This window comes from Leeuwenhoekiella sp. ZYFB001 (genome assembly GCF_011784865.1).
Taxonomy (GTDB): Bacteria; Bacteroidota; Bacteroidia; order Flavobacteriales; family Flavobacteriaceae; genus Leeuwenhoekiella; species Leeuwenhoekiella palythoae.
Genome location: NZ_CP050460.1, coordinates 3,757,467 through 3,773,187 on the forward strand (window position 1 = coordinate 3,757,467; position 15,721 = coordinate 3,773,187).

Consider the following 15,721-nt stretch of genomic DNA (forward strand, 5'->3'; position numbering starts at 1 on the left):
TTTTTCCTGATCCTTATACGGGATGATGCCTAAATTGTGCAGACGCTTAGCAAGATATTCTTGTTCGGTTTGGCCGGGAGTTGGAATAAAAAAAGCTTTCTTTTTCAGCTTATACAAATCCATCACCGTCGTGTATCCTGAACGACAAATAATAAGATCACTTGCGCATAAGGCTTTTTGCAAATCTTCAGTTTCCATAAAGTTTACAATTTTAACCTGCTCTTTACGCGTGACTGTTTGCTCTTCTTCAACTACACCGCGTACAAAAAGCACCTGACCTTTGTAGTGCTTCAGTTCGTGCATTAAAAGCTCTTCTAGTTCTGTGCGCTGGGGCTCAGGACCGCTAAGTAACACCATAATGTCATAGCTAGAAGTCGTTTCTACCGGCTCAAGACGGGATAAAGCGCCAATGTATTTTACCGGGATCTCAAACTTTTTAGGATGCCCAAGTTTTCCGCTGAGGTTTGATTCTTCAGCAAAATCAGGCACCCAGCATTCATCAAATTTCTTGATGTAATTGCGGTGCATCGCAGAGGTTAATCGGGTAGTGCTTCCGCTTAAAACCTGAAGTTGATGTGTAATAAATACGGTAGGAATCTCAGAATGATATAAACCCAAGCGATTGTCTGAAATCACACCGTCTATTTTCTTAGCCTTTACCAAGCTTTTAAGTTGCTCGCGTTCTTGTCTGATGGCTTTGAGCACTTTTGGACTGCGTAAAAGCATTTTCCATTTAAAGCGTTTTGCTTTTTTTGCGTATTCAATTTTATAAGAAGGCAACTCGATGCTTTCTAACTGCGGAAATTCTTTTTGCAAGAGCGTAAGCGCCATACCGTCGCTTGCTAAAATCACCTCAAAACCTTCGGCGATAAGCGCGTAAATGATGGGGATGCTTCGGGTAGCATGCCCAAGACCCCAATTCAGCGGAGCGACCAATATGGTTTTATGTAATTTCATTGATACAAAGTTGTAACATCACTGAAAACTAAATGTTTCAGCTAGTTTATCAAACTATTAAAATTACGGTTTAGTATAGTAAATTTAAATTTTTAAATAGCTGTTATTCAGTTTTTTAAATTAATTTCGGAATGTTACGTAGATGTTAGCCCCGATAATCCTAAATAATACGCAGTGCATTTGTAAGAGTACACGTATATTTGAGCCGATTTTTTTAAAATGCCGGGGGTGATGATCATTACACGGCATTTTAGGAGTCAGAATAGTAACATCCGCGGTAGGAATAAGAAATCAGAGCTTTTGGGAAGTAAAAATAAATTAAAACGCTTTCGCGAAAATGAGACTTTTGAAAATGTCATTCAGCCCAAAAGGGAAGAATTGACTGATCAAGAGTTTCCCTTAAAAGGAAATTGGAATCGTGATTTCTTTAAAAATGATAAGCCTATTGTTTTAGAATTGGGCTGTGGAAAAGGAGAATATACCGTTGGTTTGGCGCAGCGTTTTCCCGAAAAAAACTTTCTGGGTATTGATATTAAAGGAGCTCGTTTTTGGCGTGGAGCAAAAACAGCTTTGGAGGAAAATATCACCAATGCCGGTTTCCTACGTACGCAGATTGAGCTGGTAGATAAAGCATTTGCCGAAAACGAAATTTCAGAGATCTGGATCACCTTTCCTGATCCACAGATCAAGTACAAGCGCACTAAGCATCGTATGACCAACCCTGAGTTTTTAGCACGCTATAAAGCGATCTTAAAACCTGATGGGTTGATGCATTTAAAAACAGATAGTGAGTATATGCACGGTTATACCTTAGGGCTTTTAGAAGGGCTGGGGCACGAAATTTTATATGCGCACCATAACATTTATATCAATCACGAGGCGCCAAAGGAAGTGGTTGGTATTCAGACTTTTTATGAAAAACAGTATCTTGAAAAAGGTAAGCCTATTACCTACATTAAATTCAAGATAAACTAAGTATTTGTGGAAATAACCAAGCTCTTTTTCATTACTTATTTTGCGGCCTTTTTGGGGGTTTTGCCACCGGGTTTAGTAAACATGTCTGTTGCTAAAACCTGCGTGCATCGCGGGATGCGTAACGGAGTGCTTGTGGCTATAGGCGCGTCAATCGTGGTCTTGATTCAGGCTTTTGTGGCCATTTTATTAGCACGCTATATTTTTAGTCACCCGGTGGTGCGTAATACGTTACTGCGTACCGGGATTGTGATTTTTGGCATTTTAGCAGTATACTTTTTTGTTGCAGCTAAAAAAAATCGCGTAAAAAAAGTAAAAATCCCTAAACACAGCGGGCGCCGAAGTTTTGCAAAAGGACTTTTTGTTGCGGTGATCAACGTGTTGCCTATTCCGTATTTCTGTGCGTTAAGCGCTGCATTTAATATCACAAGTGTGAGTAATAACGGCTGGTTAGAGATCGGTTTGTTTACACTGGCTGCTGCATCAGGGACGTTTACAGCTTTATATCTTTATGTGGTGGGCTTTAATCGCATTCAACACGAGCCGCGCAACTTCGCCAAATATTCTAATTATTTTATGGCTGCGCTGATGATCGTTCTGGTAATTCTCACGCTTATACGTATGCTGTATGCCAAAACCTGAAACGCTTAATTTTTTTCAAAAAGTATACGAGGTCGCTCGCAAGATTCCCTACGGAAAAGTGACTTCGTATGGAGCTATTGCTAAGTGTCTGGGAGCTCCTCGAAGTGCGAGAATGGTTGGTTATGCTATGAATGGTGCCTCAGCTATGGAAGATGTGCCGGCGCATCGCGTATTAAACCGTAACGGATTGTTAACCGGAAAGCATCACTTCCCGGGAACGCATTTAATGCAACAATTACTAGAGAGTGAAGGGCATACCGTGGTAGACGATCAACTTCAGGATTTTAAAAAGCATTTTTGGGATCCGGTGGAGGTGATAGGTTTTGATGAGTAAACCGACTAGTACACTAACTTAAGCAGCTCCCAATGTCTAGATGTTAGAAATGCATTTTAATTATAGTGCGATAGTGCGAAGACGGGGATGCTCAAGGCTATGATACGACCAATTAACAGCGCAATTCTAGGCTTGTTTTTTCTGTGGAAAACATAAGGGTTTTCAATGGTCAGATAACAAATAACTCTTTCGAGTTCTGAAGATTTCAGCCTATATTTGCAGCAATAGAATTAATGAAAGAACGACAACGTGAAGTTAGAAAAACTAGCAATTTATGACGCTTTAAAAACCATTAGCGTGCCGGGAGAAGGCGAGGATATGGTGACAAGCGGCGCAGTGACCAATGTGGTTACCTTTGGAGATGAAGTTATTGTTGATATCACGATAAAAAACCCAAGTTTACAAGCCAAAAAGAAAACCGAAGTTGAAATCATGAAAGCGATTCACGCTGAGGTGCACCAGAAGGCTAAAGTAAAGGTTAATGTACGTGTAGATGCTCCTGAGAAAAAGCAGGTAAATGAGATTAAAGGGAAGCCAATTCCCGGGATTCAAAATATCATTGCTGTTGCTTCCGGTAAAGGAGGGGTTGGGAAATCTACAATTACAGCAAACTTAGCAGTGAGCTTGCAGAAAATGGGCTTTAAGGTTGGGATTCTCGACGCAGATATTTACGGGCCTTCAATTCCGATTATGTTTGATGTACAAAACGAGAAACCGCTTTCGGTAAAAGAAGATGGTAAACAGAAAATGAAACCTGTAGAGAGTTACGGGGTGAAGATTTTGTCTATTGGCTTCTTTACAAAACCCGATCAGGCTGTGGTTTGGCGTGGGCCAATGGCGTCAAAAGCTTTAAACCAAATGATTTTTGATGCTGCCTGGGGCGAGCTTGATTTTCTTTTAGTAGATCTTCCTCCGGGAACGGGTGATATTCACCTGAGTATTGTACAGGCGATGCCACTTACCGGTGCAGTTGTGGTGAGTACACCGCAAAATGTAGCTTTAGCCGATGCTAAAAAAGGGGTGGCGATGTTTCAGCAAGAAAGTATCAATGTGCCGGTTTTAGGAATCGTAGAAAATATGGCTTGGTTCACTCCAGAGGAGTTGCCTGAGAATAAATATTTTATATTTGGAAAAGAAGGTGCACGTAATTTAGCTGAAGATTTAGATGTGCGGTTACTGGCGCAAATTCCGTTAGTGCAAAGTATTCGTGAGGCAGGAGATGTAGGTCGACCTGCAGCCTTACAAGATGATACCATCTTATCAGAAGCTTTTGAGACGATGACCCGTAACAGCGTTGAAGAGTTGGTGAAGCGCAACGATAATTTGCCTCCAACAGAGGCTGTGAAAATTACAACTATGGCTGGCTGTGCCGCCGTTAAAAAATAAGATATGACAGACACAGAATTAAAAGGCAAGGTTGAAGCAGCTTTAGAAGAAATCCGTCCGTTTTTACAAAATGACGGTGGTGATATTTCGTTGCTTTCTATCGAGGATGGCACAACTGTAAAAGTACAACTAGAAGGTGCTTGCGTAGGGTGTAGTGTAAATCAGATGACACTTAAAAGCGGTGTTGAAATGACGATAAAAAAGCACGCGCCACAAATTGAGCGTGTGATCAATATAGAGGCTTAAAAGGCTTCCATATACATTATTTAGAAGTGAAAGCTGCCAGGTAAAACTGCGCAGCTTTTTTTTTAGCCTAACGATCTCAGGAAGGTCTATTATATAATGTTTAGAAATGAATTTTAAACGTAAAATTTACATTTAAATAGTATATTTAGCTTTTGTTATTTTAAAATCATAACCATGAGCCACTCTAAAAGCCGAAGAAACGCTTTGAAAAATATTGCGCTAACCACAGGAGGTGTTAGTTTAGGTATTTCAGCTTTAAGCTGTAAAGATGCCAATCAAGACAAACCACAGGCTACTGCGGTTGAAGAAGATCAGGCGCTTAAGGGTAATATCAATCATTCGGCATGCTACTGGTGTTATAATTCTTTTCCGTTGGAAGAATTTGCACAAGAAGCTGCAGCTTTAGGACTTAAAGGAATTGATTTACTCAAACCTGAAGAATGGGAAACCGCCAAGAAATACGGTTTAGAATGTGCAGTAGCTACCGAAAGTTTTGCGAGTATCATTAACGGATTTAATGATCCCGCAAACCATAAACCGCTTCAAGAAAAGTATGCAAAGCTTATAGATCAGGCGAGCGAAGCCGGAATCAAAAATGTGATCGTTTTTTCAGGAAACAAGCGTGAATTGAGCGAGGAAGAAGGTTTGGTTAACTGTGCCGAAGGTCTAGCGCCTTTGGTAAAGCAAGCCGAAGAAAAAAATGTTGTGCTTATTATGGAGCTGCTTAACAGCAAAATTGATCACGCAGATTATCAATGTGATAATACTCCTTGGGGTGTAGCACTTTGCGAGCGTTTAGGCTCTGAGCATTTTAAGTTGTTGTACGATATTTATCATATGCAAATTATGGAAGGTGACGTGATACGCACCATTCAGGATTATCATCAATATTTTGCGCATTATCATACGGGAGGCGTTCCCGGTCGCAATGAGATTACCGAAATTCAAGAGCTTAATTATCCTGCAATAATGCGAGCGATCAAAGACACCGGCTATAACGGATTTGTGGCACAGGAATTTATACCAACCTATCCAGACAAGATTAAAGCCTTACAAGAAGGAATCAAAATCTGTGACGTTTAATAATCCTAGTAAAATAGTAGGGTTTTAAACGGTTTAAAGCAGGATTTTTACTAATTTTGCAGGTCAAAATACAGCACTATGCAAGATGTTACGATTACAGTAATAGACCGTGAAGGAGTGGCTCACGCACTGGAGGCACCCACTGATATGAATTTAAACTTGATGGAAGTTTGTAAAATGTATGAACTTCCGGTTGAAGGTACATGCGGCGGAATGGCGATGTGCGCTTCATGCCAGTGCTACGTGCTTTCTGAACATAAGCTGAATGAAATGGGATATGATGAAGAAGCGATGCTTTCTGAAGCCTTTAATGTAGAAGAAAATAGCCGCCTGGGATGTCAGATTCCTATTACTTCAGACTTACACGGGCTAGAAGTAAAACTGGCACCTGAGAGTTAAATCACAGTTATAAAAGCATTAAAAAGGGACTTGAGTTTTTCAGTGTCCCTTTTTTAGTATCTAAGATTGCTCTCGAAGCAAGCTCAAAACAAAAGGAGAGAGCCGTTCGGTAAATTCAGCATAAGCATCTTCTGAAGGATGTAAACCATCGCGCGCAACAAGATTAGGCTCAGCGATCCCTCTTCTGGTAATATCCGTGATATTTACAAAGCGCACTCCACGGCGTTCTGCAACTTCTCTGGCATAAGTGTTATACGCATCTATTTCTTCAGAGATCTGCTCAGGATTTCCGCTATTTTGACCAAATGGGGTGTACGCATAATCAGGGATAGAAACGACTATCACTCGGTTTTTTTCACCTTTTGCCAAATTGATCGCTGTCATCAACAATTGAGGAAACTCATTCTCATACTGACTAAAGCTGCGTCCTTGATATTGATTATTCACACCTATAAGTAGGGTGACAAAATCATAATTCTCAGAAGGTTTTTCGGCACTGATCGCGTTGATAAGATCATCGGTGCGCCATCCTGTAGTTGCGATAATATCTGTTTCAACTGTGCTGCCTGTTTGCTCTTCAATTTGTTCTTTAAGTTGAATGGGAAACCTGCACGTAGAACAAACGCTTTCCCCTATGGTATAACTATCTCCCAAAGCCAGATAGGTATAATCTGCTTCTGAAGTATTTACCGGAATTTCTTCTATTTCACTAGTGTTGTCGTCACCATCAGCGCAGCCTAAAATGGCAAAGATGATAACGGGTGCTACTAAAGCACTTATGTATTTAAGCATAATGTTTTTTATTTTGTTTGATAAGCTATCAGTTTTTGCGGGCCTTCCAGCGGAATACGTATGATTCTTAAAAAGCCGTCTTCAGTAGTCGCAATTTGCCATTTTATAAGCGTTATTGCGCCATTTTCGATTTCTAAACCCGTAATACTGCGTGGGTGTACACAGCTTCCGTCATTAAAATAAGCAATGTCTCCTGGTTCAGGAAATCTTGGTCGGTGTGTATGGCCGGTTATCGTAAACTGATTGTCGCGTTGGGTGATCCATTTTTTTGTACGGCGTTCAACTTTTATGAGTTCGTAATAATTTTTTGCGGGACTCGTAGGATCTGAAATTCCTGCGCCCTGTAAAGGACGCCACAAAACACGTACCATAAAACGGTTAAACTGCCAGGCAACATAATTCATCCAGTCGGCTTGATGCCCGTGGCACAAAAAGAGTTCTTGGTTGGTTTCGGTATGTTTTAAAATAAGTGCTTCGTGCACTTTGATTCCCGGAAACAGGGGTTGATCGCTGTCAGTTTTTCGGTCAAAAAACGTGTGAAGGTGCTTTTCTACATAGTTTTGATTTTTATAAACCATATCGTGATTTCCCCAAATTAAATGCAGGCGTCCTTCAGCATAAAATTGCTGCATAAGACCGTAAACATTTTTGTGGGATTCAAAGATCGTATCAAACGAAAGATTTTCCCATAACTCATCACCATCTCCAAGTTCGCAATAGGTAAACCCGTTTTGATAATATTGCTTGAGCGCGTGAAAGTAGATGTTTCGGTTGTTAGCAAAATCGTCTGCGCCACTATTATCACCGCGATGACAATCGCTAAACAGAATAAATTTGCTTTCGTCTGAAAACGGAATTACCGGCGCATTAGCAAAGGCACGATCAAAACGTGTTGTAGAAGACATCTAAGCTTTTAAAGCTAAGATACGACTTAGGATATAATTAAAAGGGACCTGAGGAGTGTGAAAACCTAAGCGGTGATTTTATCAGTTATTTCCTGTTCAATACCGCTCCAGAGTACGATGCGCCTACGTAGCGCCTCGACTGCTGTATGTTTTACTTCTTCCCATTTAAGCGAATCCGTTCCGCAGAGTTCTTCGATCATTTTTAAAGCCATTGGGCCGTGCTCGTCACCATCCAGTTCAATGTGACGATCAAAATAATACTTGAACAAGCTCAAGTCTTGTTTTGGGAAATTGGTTTGTATTTCAGTAATAATTTTACTGAACATATCTGGGATCAAGTCTTCACGACCAAAGGTAAAAGCTGCAGCGATCTTGTGCGGTTTTCCTTCAGCAATAATCTCAAAAGTAAAGCGTAAAAACTCCTTTACACTTTCTGGAATGTTACTCACTGCGATGACTAAGAAAACGTCTGTACCGTGCGTGATGTGATTTAAAAAACTACTTATTTGCTCTAAAGAAGCATCAGATTTTTTCATCGCATCCAGATACATTTCAAAATGGCTCTGGCGCTTGCCCTCCATATTAATGTCTGTTTCTTCAGCGAGAACGATCTCATTGATCAAGTAGCGAATCTCAGGATTACCAATAGGGTACCACGGAGTTGAAACCTTAGTTAAATCAAATTGTAGCGCTTTTAGAAGAGACATAAAATCCCAAACGGCAAACACGTGATGCTGCATAAAAGATTGCAGATCTGCCGGAGTGCGTAATTTTTTATAGAGCGTGTGATTTAACAGTTCGTCCTGATACGGTGCGATCGCCTTATTGATATACTTAATCATCAAAAACAAATTTTTGCAAAATTAAAAAAACCAATTTGACTATATGCTATTTTAACCCGTGATAATCCTTATACTGCTATTATTTAAACGCATTGAGCCCGGTAACATCCATTCCGGTGATGAGGAGATGAATATCGTGTGTACCTTCATAAGTGACGACACTTTCTAAATTCATCATATGCCGCATAATGCTGTATTCACCGGTGATGCCCATTCCGCCCAGTATTTGTCTAGCTTCGCGTGCAATTTTAAGCGCCATTTCTACATTGTTGCGTTTGGCCATTGAGATCTGTGCTGAAGTTGCTTTGCCTTCATTTCTAAGACTTCCCAAACGCCAGGCAAGAAGTTGAGCCTTAGTGATCTCGGTGATCATTTCTGCGAGTTTTTTTTGCTGAAGCTGAAAAGATCCAATGGGTTTACCAAATTGCTCTCGTTCTTTTGCATAGCGTAAAGCCGTGTCATAGCAATCCATCGCAGCGCCTATGGCACCCCAAGCGATCCCAAAACGCGCTGAATCTAAACACATCAAAGGAGCACCCAACCCTGATTTATTAGGTAGCAAATTTTCTTTCGGAACTTTGACATTATCAAAAATGAGTTCGCCAGTGGCACTAGCACGCAGCGACCATTTATTATGCGTTGTGGGTGTAGAAAAACCTTCCATACCACGCTCAACGATCAAGCCGTATATTCTCCCGGATTCATCTTTTGCCCATACCATCGCGATATCTGCAAATGGGGCATTTGAGATCCACATTTTGGCTCCGTTCAAAAGGTAATGATCGCCTTTGTCTTTAAAATTAGTGACCATCCCGCCGGGGTTAGAACCGTGATCAGGTTCAGTAAGGCCAAAGCAACCCATAAATTCACCGCTGGCAAGTTTGGGTAAATACGTTTTGCGTTGTGCTTCGGTACCAAATTTAAAAATAGGATACATAACCAGCGACGACTGCACCGAAGCTGTTGAGCGTACACCGCTATCCCCACGCTCAATCTCTTGCATAATGAGACCGTAGCTTATCTGGTCTAAACCGGCGCCACCGTATTCTTCAGGAATGTATGGACCAAAAGCACCAATTTCGGCAAGACCTTTAATGATTTCCTTAGGGAATTCAGCTTTTTGGGCAGCTTCCTCAATGATAGGAGAAACATCACGTTTCACCCAATCGCGAGCAGCGCTTCGCACAAGTTTGTGTTCTTCGGTTAAAAGATCATCAAGGTTGTAATAATCGGGAGCTTCAAAAAGATCAGGTTTCATAAAGTGCTTATTGAAAAACAGCCTAAGCTGTTGAATTATTAATGCTTTAAAGATTGTGTTTTGTAACTATCTAAATTTAGCATTTTGTTAAAGCATCAGAAACAATTCTTTAAAATTTTCAATAGCGCAAGACAAGCTTACATTTTTAGATAGAAATCTTTTACCAGTTCTTGATAAGCTTCGGTATAGTGGTGACGAGAAATTTCGATAATTAATTCGTCCTTTTGCGGAGTGGTTTGTGTTCTGCTGAAAAGCAGCAGGGAGCGTTTCGCTTCAACTTGAGCGTTTCCTTTTACACGGGTTATTTTCTGCGGAAATAAATTTCCTCGGGCAGCGAGATCAATAAATTCTTGCTCACGATTATAAGGAATCACCACACTGAACATTCCGTTAGGATTGAGCAATTGATTGGCTGAAGCTACAAGCAATTCAAATGGCATAGATTCTTCAAAACGCGCCTGTTCACGGGCAGAACCTTGCTGCTCGGCTTGCGGAGCATTTCCTTCAAAAAAAGGAGGATTACAGGTGATTAAGTCGTAGGTATCCTCGATTTCGGTTGCAAACTCATAGAGATGTGCGTGATAACAAAACAGGTGATCGCCCCATGGCGAAGCTTCAAAATTTTCTACCGCCTGCTCATAAGCATCTTCATCTAGCTCTAGCGCATCTACAAGTTCTGCATCACAGCGTTGGGCGAGCATCAGTGCAATTACGCCGGTTCCGGTGCCAATATCAAGTATCGAAAATGGATTTTGGGCTACAGGTGTCCAGGCGCCTAGCAAAACACCATCGGTACCAATTTTCATCGCGCAGCGATCTTGCTTGACGGTAAATTGTTTGAATTTGAAAGGTTTTGACAAAACGTAACCGGTTGAGAATACTATTACAAATAGATCTCGATAAGCCCTTCGGGTGTATCCAGGGTTATGGTCTTAGTGCTTCGATCTACTTTTTTGATAAAATCATCGTTAATGGGGATCAAGACTTCTTTGCCCTTGTGATCAATTTCAAAAAGAGCTTGAGCGGTATTGTCGTTAACACCGGTAATGGTGCCTACTTCACCAAAATAGATGTCATTTACTTTAAAGCCAATGATCTCGTGGTAGTAAAACTTGTTGCCTTCAAGTTGGGGAAGCATAGACAGTGGTAGATACAGCTCAGCATTTACAAGATCTTCTGCATCTTCTTCGGTGTTGACATCTTCAAAATCTATGCGTAATAAAGTAGACTTGTGTAGCTGGCACGATTGTATAAAAAAAGGAACCAGATTGCCGTTAAATTCGACAAATACTGATTCCAATTCTTCATACATTTCGGGTTCGTCTGTGTCTAGCTTTGCTAGTAACTCGCCCTTAAAGCTAAATTTCCGCACGATTTTGCCCAGATAGAAACATTCTTCTTTGCGCATCGTGGTACGATTTACTTAGCCTCTTCTTCGTTGCTTTCTTCAGCAGCAGGAGCTTCTTCAGTAGTTGCTTCTGCTTCAGGAGCAGCCTCTTCAGCTACTTCCTCTTCAGGTTGTGCAGCAGCGATACGAGCTTCGTTAACCGCTTTTTCAGCAGCTAAAGCCTCTTTGCGTGCTTTTTCCTGAGCTTTAGTAAGACCTTCTTTTTTAGCTTCAACTTTAGAAGCTTTTTCTTCTACCCAAGCATTGAATTTTTCTTCTGCTTGCTCTTCTGTTAATGCACCTTTACGCACACCACCAGCTAAGTGATTTTTAAGCAATACACCGGTGTAAGAAAGTAAACGTTTTGCAGTTTCGGTAGGCTGAGCCCCGTTTTGCAACCATTTTACTGAAGAATCTACGTCTAAGTCAATAGTCGCAGGGTTTGTGTTTGGATTGTAAGAACCTAGTTTTTCTAAGAATTTACCATCACGTTTAGCGCGCGAATCTGCCGCTACTACCCAGAAAAAAGGTTTACCTTTTTTACCGTGTCTCTGTAATCTGATTTTTACTGGCATAAAAATTAATTTTTGGGGTACCCGACCCCGGTTATAATTTGTAATTAACTATCTTAAAATGAATAGTATTAAGACAGCTTCTCTAAATGAGGGCGCAAATATACCACAAATTTCTGGCTGTCAACATGTTTTTGGAAGATAAAATTCTAAATTTAACCCAATTAACTAGAATGTCACTTTGCTTCGCATTTGAAAAATTTGCTTTTAGGCATAAAGTACATTTTGAGATTAATTTGCTAAACCGTACTACTGCTATGATCAAGTACCTTTTATTTGCGATGAGCGTGCTGCTTTTTTGTTCGTGCTCTGATGATATTACGTTTAACAGTCCGGCTTTTCAAGGGGTGCGGGACACTGTTTTTTACAAAGCTGATGCGATGCGTTACGAACTTACCGATGCTGGTGAAGTAACTATTTATGGGTCTTTGGGAACGCAAACGGTGCAACTGGTTTTGCCTAATTATGGCGAGGGTACTTTTGAATTAGGTCCTACAAATGCTGCACGGGCAAATTATACCAACGTAAGAGGAAAAGTCTTTTCTACCAATTTTGATGGAGAAGGAGAGGTGATTGTAGAGCGTGCTTCAGACAGTACATATACCGGCACATTCAGGTTTAGAGCAGTGACTTCTGTAGATACTACCGAAGTATATTTCACCAAAGGTGTTTTTTATGAAATACCCTATTATTTTGAACCTGTACCACCGGTGTTAGATCCTGTGGTCCCTAATTCTTTTTATTGCAGAATAAACGGTACGGCTTTTACGCCACCCAGTGTAAGCGCTTCGGCGGGGCCTAATTTTATAACTGGAACAGGTGCAAACAACACCGCTAATATTAGACTTCGACTTCCCAGAACGATAGAAAAAGGCACCTATCCGTTAACCGATTTCACTGTTGATAGTCCGTATCAAGCGGCTTATTTTAGCGGATTCAATACGCTTGTACAATCAGGCACGGTGACCATCACTTCGCATAATACGCAAGAAGGATCCATCGGAGGTACGTTCTCTTTTACCGCGCAAGGGGCATCTACCATTCAAGTGACTCAGGGAACCTTTGGGTTCAATTATTTGTAAGCAAGTTTGGTTTTTGACTTTTTTTGATTTCGCGAATGCGAAAAAACTAATAATAGCGAGCACGATCCACGAGACATCTATAAATGCAATTTGCACGTGGCCTTGAGCAAAGGTTTGCCAGAACCAAGATTGGCTAAAGATTCCGTTGCAGACGGGAATGAGGACTGCTAAAATTCCACCGGAAAGTAAGCAGAAATCACTCATATATTTGAGATCTTTTTTCAGAATAAGAAACACACTCAAGACAGCCCATAAGAGAAAGTAAAACCAATAAAGAAACGATTGGCCGGCGCCTTGATTTACCTTAACAGCAATAAAAGCCGCCGCGGTAACAGGGTACATGCTTAGACAAATCGCCATATAAATACGCGCTACGCGATTATAAAATTTGCGTTTTTTCTCAGGTAGATTTTTTCGGTCTCTGGCAACCAGCCAAATTAAGACTCCTGATATAATGACTATACAGGATAAAATACCCAAAATGAAGGAAACAACTCTAAGAAAATAACCGCCATAGTCTCCAAAATGAAGTCGAAACATCACATTTTTTACCGCGTCGAGATAGGATGCCGGCTGATACGGATCTTTAACAATGCGTTGCTCTGAAGTAGCAGGGGTGTAAACGATGCTTCCGGGAGCGTTAAATTTAGATTGATAGTCTAATTTTCCGTTTAGCGTGACTTGCATATTGGCATCGCCATAATTGTGGATCGCAACTTCGTTTAAATCATAATCTTCCCACTCTTGCTGTGTTTTTTCAATATAAGCATTGATAGAAGGAAGTGCTTGAATGGGCTGGTACGTGAATTCGTAAACCGGGATATCGTACTCAAGATCTTTATACAATTGCACCTGATCACCTTGATACAGCGACAATACACTAGGCGCAACGAGTAATGCTTTGAGCATAAAAAAGGCACCGGTCACTGCCAAAATAAATTGAAAAGGCAATCCTAAGATCCCTAATGCAGTGTGTGCATCGGTCCATAAGGTTTTTAACTTAGCCCACGGCCTGAAGGTATAGAAGTTAGAAACTATCTTTTTCCAATGAACGAGAACGCCGGTAATGATTGCAAATAAAAAGAAAAACGCCACAAAGCCTGAGAGATAATAACCCACGGGATAATATATTTGAGCAAAAAAGTGCAGGCGATATAAAAATTCTCCCAGGCTATAGGCGTCAGTATAAGATTGCTCTTCTAAAGAGACAGGATCGATATAAAAAAATACAGCCTGTTTTGCCTTTTCAGGCGCCAGACTATCTTTTGAAGCGCTTAGATTAACAGCAATTGCACGTTCGGCGTAGTAGGTTTTGAGATTGACATCTCTTCCCTCTAGCACATATTTTTCATCCAGATGGGTTAAGATCTGGTCAATGTCTTTAGGAAGATTGTCCTCATTTAAGGCTTGCTCATTGCGCTCCCAAGCGACAATTTCATCTCTAAAAAAAGAAAATGAACCCGCAAAGAAAATCACATAAAGCGCTACACTGATCACAATACCGCTAACGGTATGCAGGTTGAAAAGAATATTATAAACGCGTTGCCCCATAAGTTAAGAAGGTAATGTTTCTAGTGGCGGAGCCAAATAAACAAAAACTGAAAAAACAATACTGATCGCCAAATATAAGCCCCAGATTTTCCACGGATTTCTGGCTAAAAAAGCTAAAATGATCAAGACCGCCCAAACGATAAATAAACTAAATGTGGCTGTGATCAAGATCACCACGTGATCTAGATAAGCAGCCAGTGCGAGATGCGCCGTCTGAGCAACCAAATAACCGCCCAGAATACCTGCGCTTATTTTGCCAAAACGTTGCCATCCCGAAGAAGTAAGATATTTAGAATTTGCCGGCATAAATTATCTTTTAAAAAGGTCAAGAGGTTTTAAAAGTACAATTAAGCTTCCTACGGTCATTAGACAAACAAACCAGGTGAAAATTCCGGTTGCTAATCCCATAGCGATGGTAAAGAGTATAAATGCCAAAATCAGCAGGAGTACTCCGCTGATTTTGGATCTTATTGGGTATCGGTAAAACACTTGAGGTTTAACGTGCTTTTTTTTAGGTTGCATTTTAGTAGAAGTACTATACAACACATAAAAGCCACAAATAAGTAGTGCTAATGCCAGATAACTCATTATAAATTACAATAGGTTGCGCAATGCCAGATAAACTCATAAGCATCTCCTTTAAACTTGCCGGGCACTTTTTCGTTATGCGTGATCTCTAAAATATATTTAGTGTCAAAAGGCTTGTCAAAATTTAGATATCCTTGTTTATCTGTGGTAACTTTTTTAGTCCAAAGGTCTTTCATAGATAAAGTTCCTTCTCCTTCGGCTAGTGGTTTTCCTTTGTAAAATACCTGTAATTTAACCGCCTCAGCAGTATTGCTTACCTCTTTGATGATAAGTCCTTCAGTGTATTTTTTTACTTCTACAGGCGTTTCAGTACCTACAAGCACCTGCTTGAACGACTGATATTCTGGTTTGAAAATCCCAAAATCATATTCGGTATAATCCAGCACATTGATGTTTCGGTTTTCAAGATAAACTAGATAAGCTCCTTTTTCAGTAGGAGTGAATGCAGCTGCAAAATGATCTTTTTTTGCAGTGGTATTCAATTGCATTTTTTTCCCGGAAGGATCAACCAACCAAAGTTTAAAGTCGGCAACACCTTTAAATGCATCGCCTTCAACTTCCTCGATTACTCCGTAGGTGTATTCGCCAAAATAAACACGTACTTCTTGCTTTTTGTTTTGTTTGCCGGTCGCTGCTGTTTCTACCCACAAATAGTGCGCTAAGGCTTTGTTTGAAGCGCTTAAGAACAACGCAAGGACTAGAAGATAAACTGTTTTCATAAAGCT

At 40.6% G+C, this 15,721-nt stretch carries 18 protein-coding genes and 2 pseudogenes; 8 read left to right on the forward strand and 12 right to left on the reverse strand.

Annotation, left to right across the window (positions count from 1 at the left end):
• Window positions 1–36: 36 nt before the first annotated feature.
• Window positions 37–957, reverse strand: a pseudogene (locus tag HCN54_RS17595) (glycosyltransferase); the annotation flags it as partial.
• A gap of 300 nt (window positions 958–1,257) precedes the next feature.
• Between HCN54_RS17595 and trmB the strand changes: the two are divergent.
• The 7 genes from trmB (at window position 1,258) to HCN54_RS16260 (ending at window position 6,019) form a co-directional block, all read left to right on the forward strand.
• Window positions 1,258–1,932, forward strand: coding sequence for a tRNA (guanosine(46)-N7)-methyltransferase TrmB (gene trmB, locus HCN54_RS16230; RefSeq protein ID WP_167598946.1), 675 nt, complete (start codon window positions 1,258–1,260; stop codon window positions 1,930–1,932).
• A gap of 6 nt (window positions 1,933–1,938) precedes the next feature.
• Window positions 1,939–2,571 (forward strand): LysE family translocator, encoded by a 633-nt coding sequence (locus HCN54_RS16235; RefSeq protein WP_072981307.1) that lies wholly within the window; start codon window positions 1,939–1,941, stop codon window positions 2,569–2,571.
• Entirely contained in the window at window positions 2,558–2,905 is a 348-nt protein-coding gene (locus tag HCN54_RS16240; RefSeq protein WP_167598606.1) for an MGMT family protein, read from the forward strand. Before HCN54_RS16235 ends, HCN54_RS16240 begins: the two co-directional genes overlap by 14 nt.
• A gap of 249 nt (window positions 2,906–3,154) precedes the next feature.
• Window positions 3,155–4,291 (forward strand): Mrp/NBP35 family ATP-binding protein, encoded by a 1,137-nt coding sequence (locus tag HCN54_RS16245; RefSeq protein WP_167598607.1) that lies wholly within the window; start codon window positions 3,155–3,157, stop codon window positions 4,289–4,291.
• Between the two features lie 3 nt (window positions 4,292–4,294).
• Window positions 4,295–4,537 carry a NifU family protein gene (locus tag HCN54_RS16250; protein ID WP_072981313.1) on the forward strand — a complete coding sequence of 81 codons (243 nt, stop codon included), beginning with the start codon at window positions 4,295–4,297 and terminating at the stop codon, window positions 4,535–4,537.
• Between the two features lie 174 nt (window positions 4,538–4,711).
• Window positions 4,712–5,620: a hydroxypyruvate isomerase family protein gene (locus HCN54_RS16255; RefSeq protein WP_167598608.1), complete on the forward strand. Its 909-nt coding sequence runs from the start codon at window positions 4,712–4,714 to the stop codon at window positions 5,618–5,620.
• Between the two features lie 78 nt (window positions 5,621–5,698).
• Window positions 5,699–6,019: a 2Fe-2S iron-sulfur cluster-binding protein gene (locus tag HCN54_RS16260; RefSeq protein ID WP_072981317.1), complete on the forward strand. Its 321-nt coding sequence runs from the start codon at window positions 5,699–5,701 to the stop codon at window positions 6,017–6,019.
• 60 nt (window positions 6,020–6,079) lie between these two features.
• Here the strand turns inward: HCN54_RS16260 and HCN54_RS16265 are convergent, their stop codons facing one another.
• The 7 genes from HCN54_RS16265 to HCN54_RS16295 form a co-directional block, all read right to left on the reverse strand.
• A complete protein-coding gene (locus tag HCN54_RS16265; RefSeq protein WP_167598609.1) occupies window positions 6,080–6,811 on the reverse strand; it encodes an SGNH/GDSL hydrolase family protein in 732 nt (243 codons plus the stop codon).
• 8 nt (window positions 6,812–6,819) lie between these two features.
• Window positions 6,820–7,716, reverse strand: a complete 897-nt coding sequence (locus HCN54_RS16270) for a metallophosphoesterase family protein (protein ID WP_167598610.1) — start codon at window positions 7,714–7,716, stop codon at window positions 6,820–6,822.
• A gap of 65 nt (window positions 7,717–7,781) precedes the next feature.
• Window positions 7,782–8,558: a DUF3050 domain-containing protein gene (locus tag HCN54_RS16275; RefSeq protein ID WP_167598611.1), complete on the reverse strand. Its 777-nt coding sequence runs from the start codon at window positions 8,556–8,558 to the stop codon at window positions 7,782–7,784.
• A gap of 79 nt (window positions 8,559–8,637) precedes the next feature.
• Window positions 8,638–9,816, reverse strand: a complete 1,179-nt coding sequence (locus tag HCN54_RS16280; protein WP_167598612.1) for an acyl-CoA dehydrogenase family protein — start codon at window positions 9,814–9,816, stop codon at window positions 8,638–8,640.
• Between the two features lie 137 nt (window positions 9,817–9,953).
• Window positions 9,954–10,622 carry a tRNA1(Val) (adenine(37)-N6)-methyltransferase gene (locus tag HCN54_RS16285; protein ID WP_167598947.1) on the reverse strand — a complete coding sequence of 223 codons (669 nt, stop codon included), beginning with the start codon at window positions 10,620–10,622 and terminating at the stop codon, window positions 9,954–9,956.
• A 77-nt stretch (window positions 10,623–10,699) separates the two neighbouring features.
• Complete coding sequence (gene rimM, locus HCN54_RS16290; RefSeq protein WP_072981331.1) at window positions 10,700–11,224, reverse strand: ribosome maturation factor RimM; 525 nt, start codon at window positions 11,222–11,224, stop codon at window positions 10,700–10,702.
• 11 nt (window positions 11,225–11,235) lie between these two features.
• Complete coding sequence (locus HCN54_RS16295; protein ID WP_167598613.1) at window positions 11,236–11,778, reverse strand: 30S ribosomal protein S16; 543 nt, start codon at window positions 11,776–11,778, stop codon at window positions 11,236–11,238.
• A gap of 278 nt (window positions 11,779–12,056) precedes the next feature.
• Between HCN54_RS16295 and HCN54_RS17505 the strand changes: the two are divergent.
• A pseudogene (locus tag HCN54_RS17505) lies at window positions 12,057–12,779 on the forward strand (DUF6252 family protein); the annotation flags it as partial.
• Here HCN54_RS17505 and HCN54_RS16300 read toward each other — a convergent pair.
• From HCN54_RS16300 to HCN54_RS16315, 4 genes are read right to left on the reverse strand one after another with little or no spacing between them, the layout of a single operon-like run.
• Window positions 12,729–14,408, reverse strand: a complete 1,680-nt coding sequence (locus tag HCN54_RS16300; RefSeq protein ID WP_167598614.1) for a PepSY-associated TM helix domain-containing protein — start codon at window positions 14,406–14,408, stop codon at window positions 12,729–12,731. The pseudogene HCN54_RS17505 and the gene HCN54_RS16300 sit on opposite strands and share 51 nt — an antisense overlap.
• 3 nt (window positions 14,409–14,411) lie before the next feature.
• Entirely contained in the window at window positions 14,412–14,714 is a 303-nt protein-coding gene (locus HCN54_RS16305) for a hypothetical protein (protein ID WP_167598615.1), read from the reverse strand.
• Window positions 14,715–14,717: 3 nt separating this feature from the next.
• Complete coding sequence (locus HCN54_RS16310) at window positions 14,718–14,996, reverse strand: hypothetical protein (protein WP_072981339.1); 279 nt, start codon at window positions 14,994–14,996, stop codon at window positions 14,718–14,720.
• Window positions 14,996–15,715, reverse strand: coding sequence for a DUF4198 domain-containing protein (locus HCN54_RS16315; protein ID WP_167598616.1), 720 nt, complete (start codon window positions 15,713–15,715; stop codon window positions 14,996–14,998). Before HCN54_RS16315 ends, HCN54_RS16310 begins: the two co-directional genes overlap by 1 nt.
• Between the last annotated feature and the right edge of the window lie 6 nt (window positions 15,716–15,721).

What these genes read in the sequence shown, in the direction of transcription:
- HCN54_RS16260 (WP_072981317.1), top strand. Translation starts at nt 5,699, where the DNA reads ATGCAAGATGTTACGATTACAGTAATAGACCGTGAAGGAGTGGCTCAC.
- HCN54_RS16305 (WP_167598615.1), bottom strand. Translation starts at nt 14,714, where the DNA reads ATGCCGGCAAATTCTAAATATCTTACTTCTTCGGGATGGCAACGTTTT.
- HCN54_RS16265 (WP_167598609.1), bottom strand. Translation starts at nt 6,811, where the DNA reads ATGCTTAAATACATAAGTGCTTTAGTAGCACCCGTTATCATCTTTGCC.
- HCN54_RS16300 (WP_167598614.1), bottom strand. Translation starts at nt 14,408, where the DNA reads ATGGGGCAACGCGTTTATAATATTCTTTTCAACCTGCATACCGTTAGC.
- HCN54_RS16270 (WP_167598610.1), bottom strand. Translation starts at nt 7,716, where the DNA reads ATGTCTTCTACAACACGTTTTGATCGTGCCTTTGCTAATGCGCCGGTA.
- HCN54_RS16255 (WP_167598608.1), top strand. Translation starts at nt 4,712, where the DNA reads ATGAGCCACTCTAAAAGCCGAAGAAACGCTTTGAAAAATATTGCGCTA.
- HCN54_RS16280 (WP_167598612.1), bottom strand. Translation starts at nt 9,816, where the DNA reads ATGAAACCTGATCTTTTTGAAGCTCCCGATTATTACAACCTTGATGAT.
- HCN54_RS16310 (WP_072981339.1), bottom strand. Translation starts at nt 14,996, where the DNA reads ATGAGTTATCTGGCATTAGCACTACTTATTTGTGGCTTTTATGTGTTG.
- HCN54_RS16275 (WP_167598611.1), bottom strand. Translation starts at nt 8,558, where the DNA reads ATGATTAAGTATATCAATAAGGCGATCGCACCGTATCAGGACGAACTG.
- HCN54_RS16295 (WP_167598613.1), bottom strand. Translation starts at nt 11,778, where the DNA reads ATGCCAGTAAAAATCAGATTACAGAGACACGGTAAAAAAGGTAAACCT.
- HCN54_RS16250 (WP_072981313.1), top strand. Translation starts at nt 4,295, where the DNA reads ATGACAGACACAGAATTAAAAGGCAAGGTTGAAGCAGCTTTAGAAGAA.
- HCN54_RS16285 (WP_167598947.1), bottom strand. Translation starts at nt 10,622, where the DNA reads ATGAAAATTGGTACCGATGGTGTTTTGCTAGGCGCCTGGACACCTGTA.
- rimM (WP_072981331.1), bottom strand. Translation starts at nt 11,224, where the DNA reads ATGCGCAAAGAAGAATGTTTCTATCTGGGCAAAATCGTGCGGAAATTT.
- HCN54_RS16240 (WP_167598606.1), top strand. Translation starts at nt 2,558, where the DNA reads ATGCCAAAACCTGAAACGCTTAATTTTTTTCAAAAAGTATACGAGGTC.
- HCN54_RS16315 (WP_167598616.1), bottom strand. Translation starts at nt 15,715, where the DNA reads ATGAAAACAGTTTATCTTCTAGTCCTTGCGTTGTTCTTAAGCGCTTCA.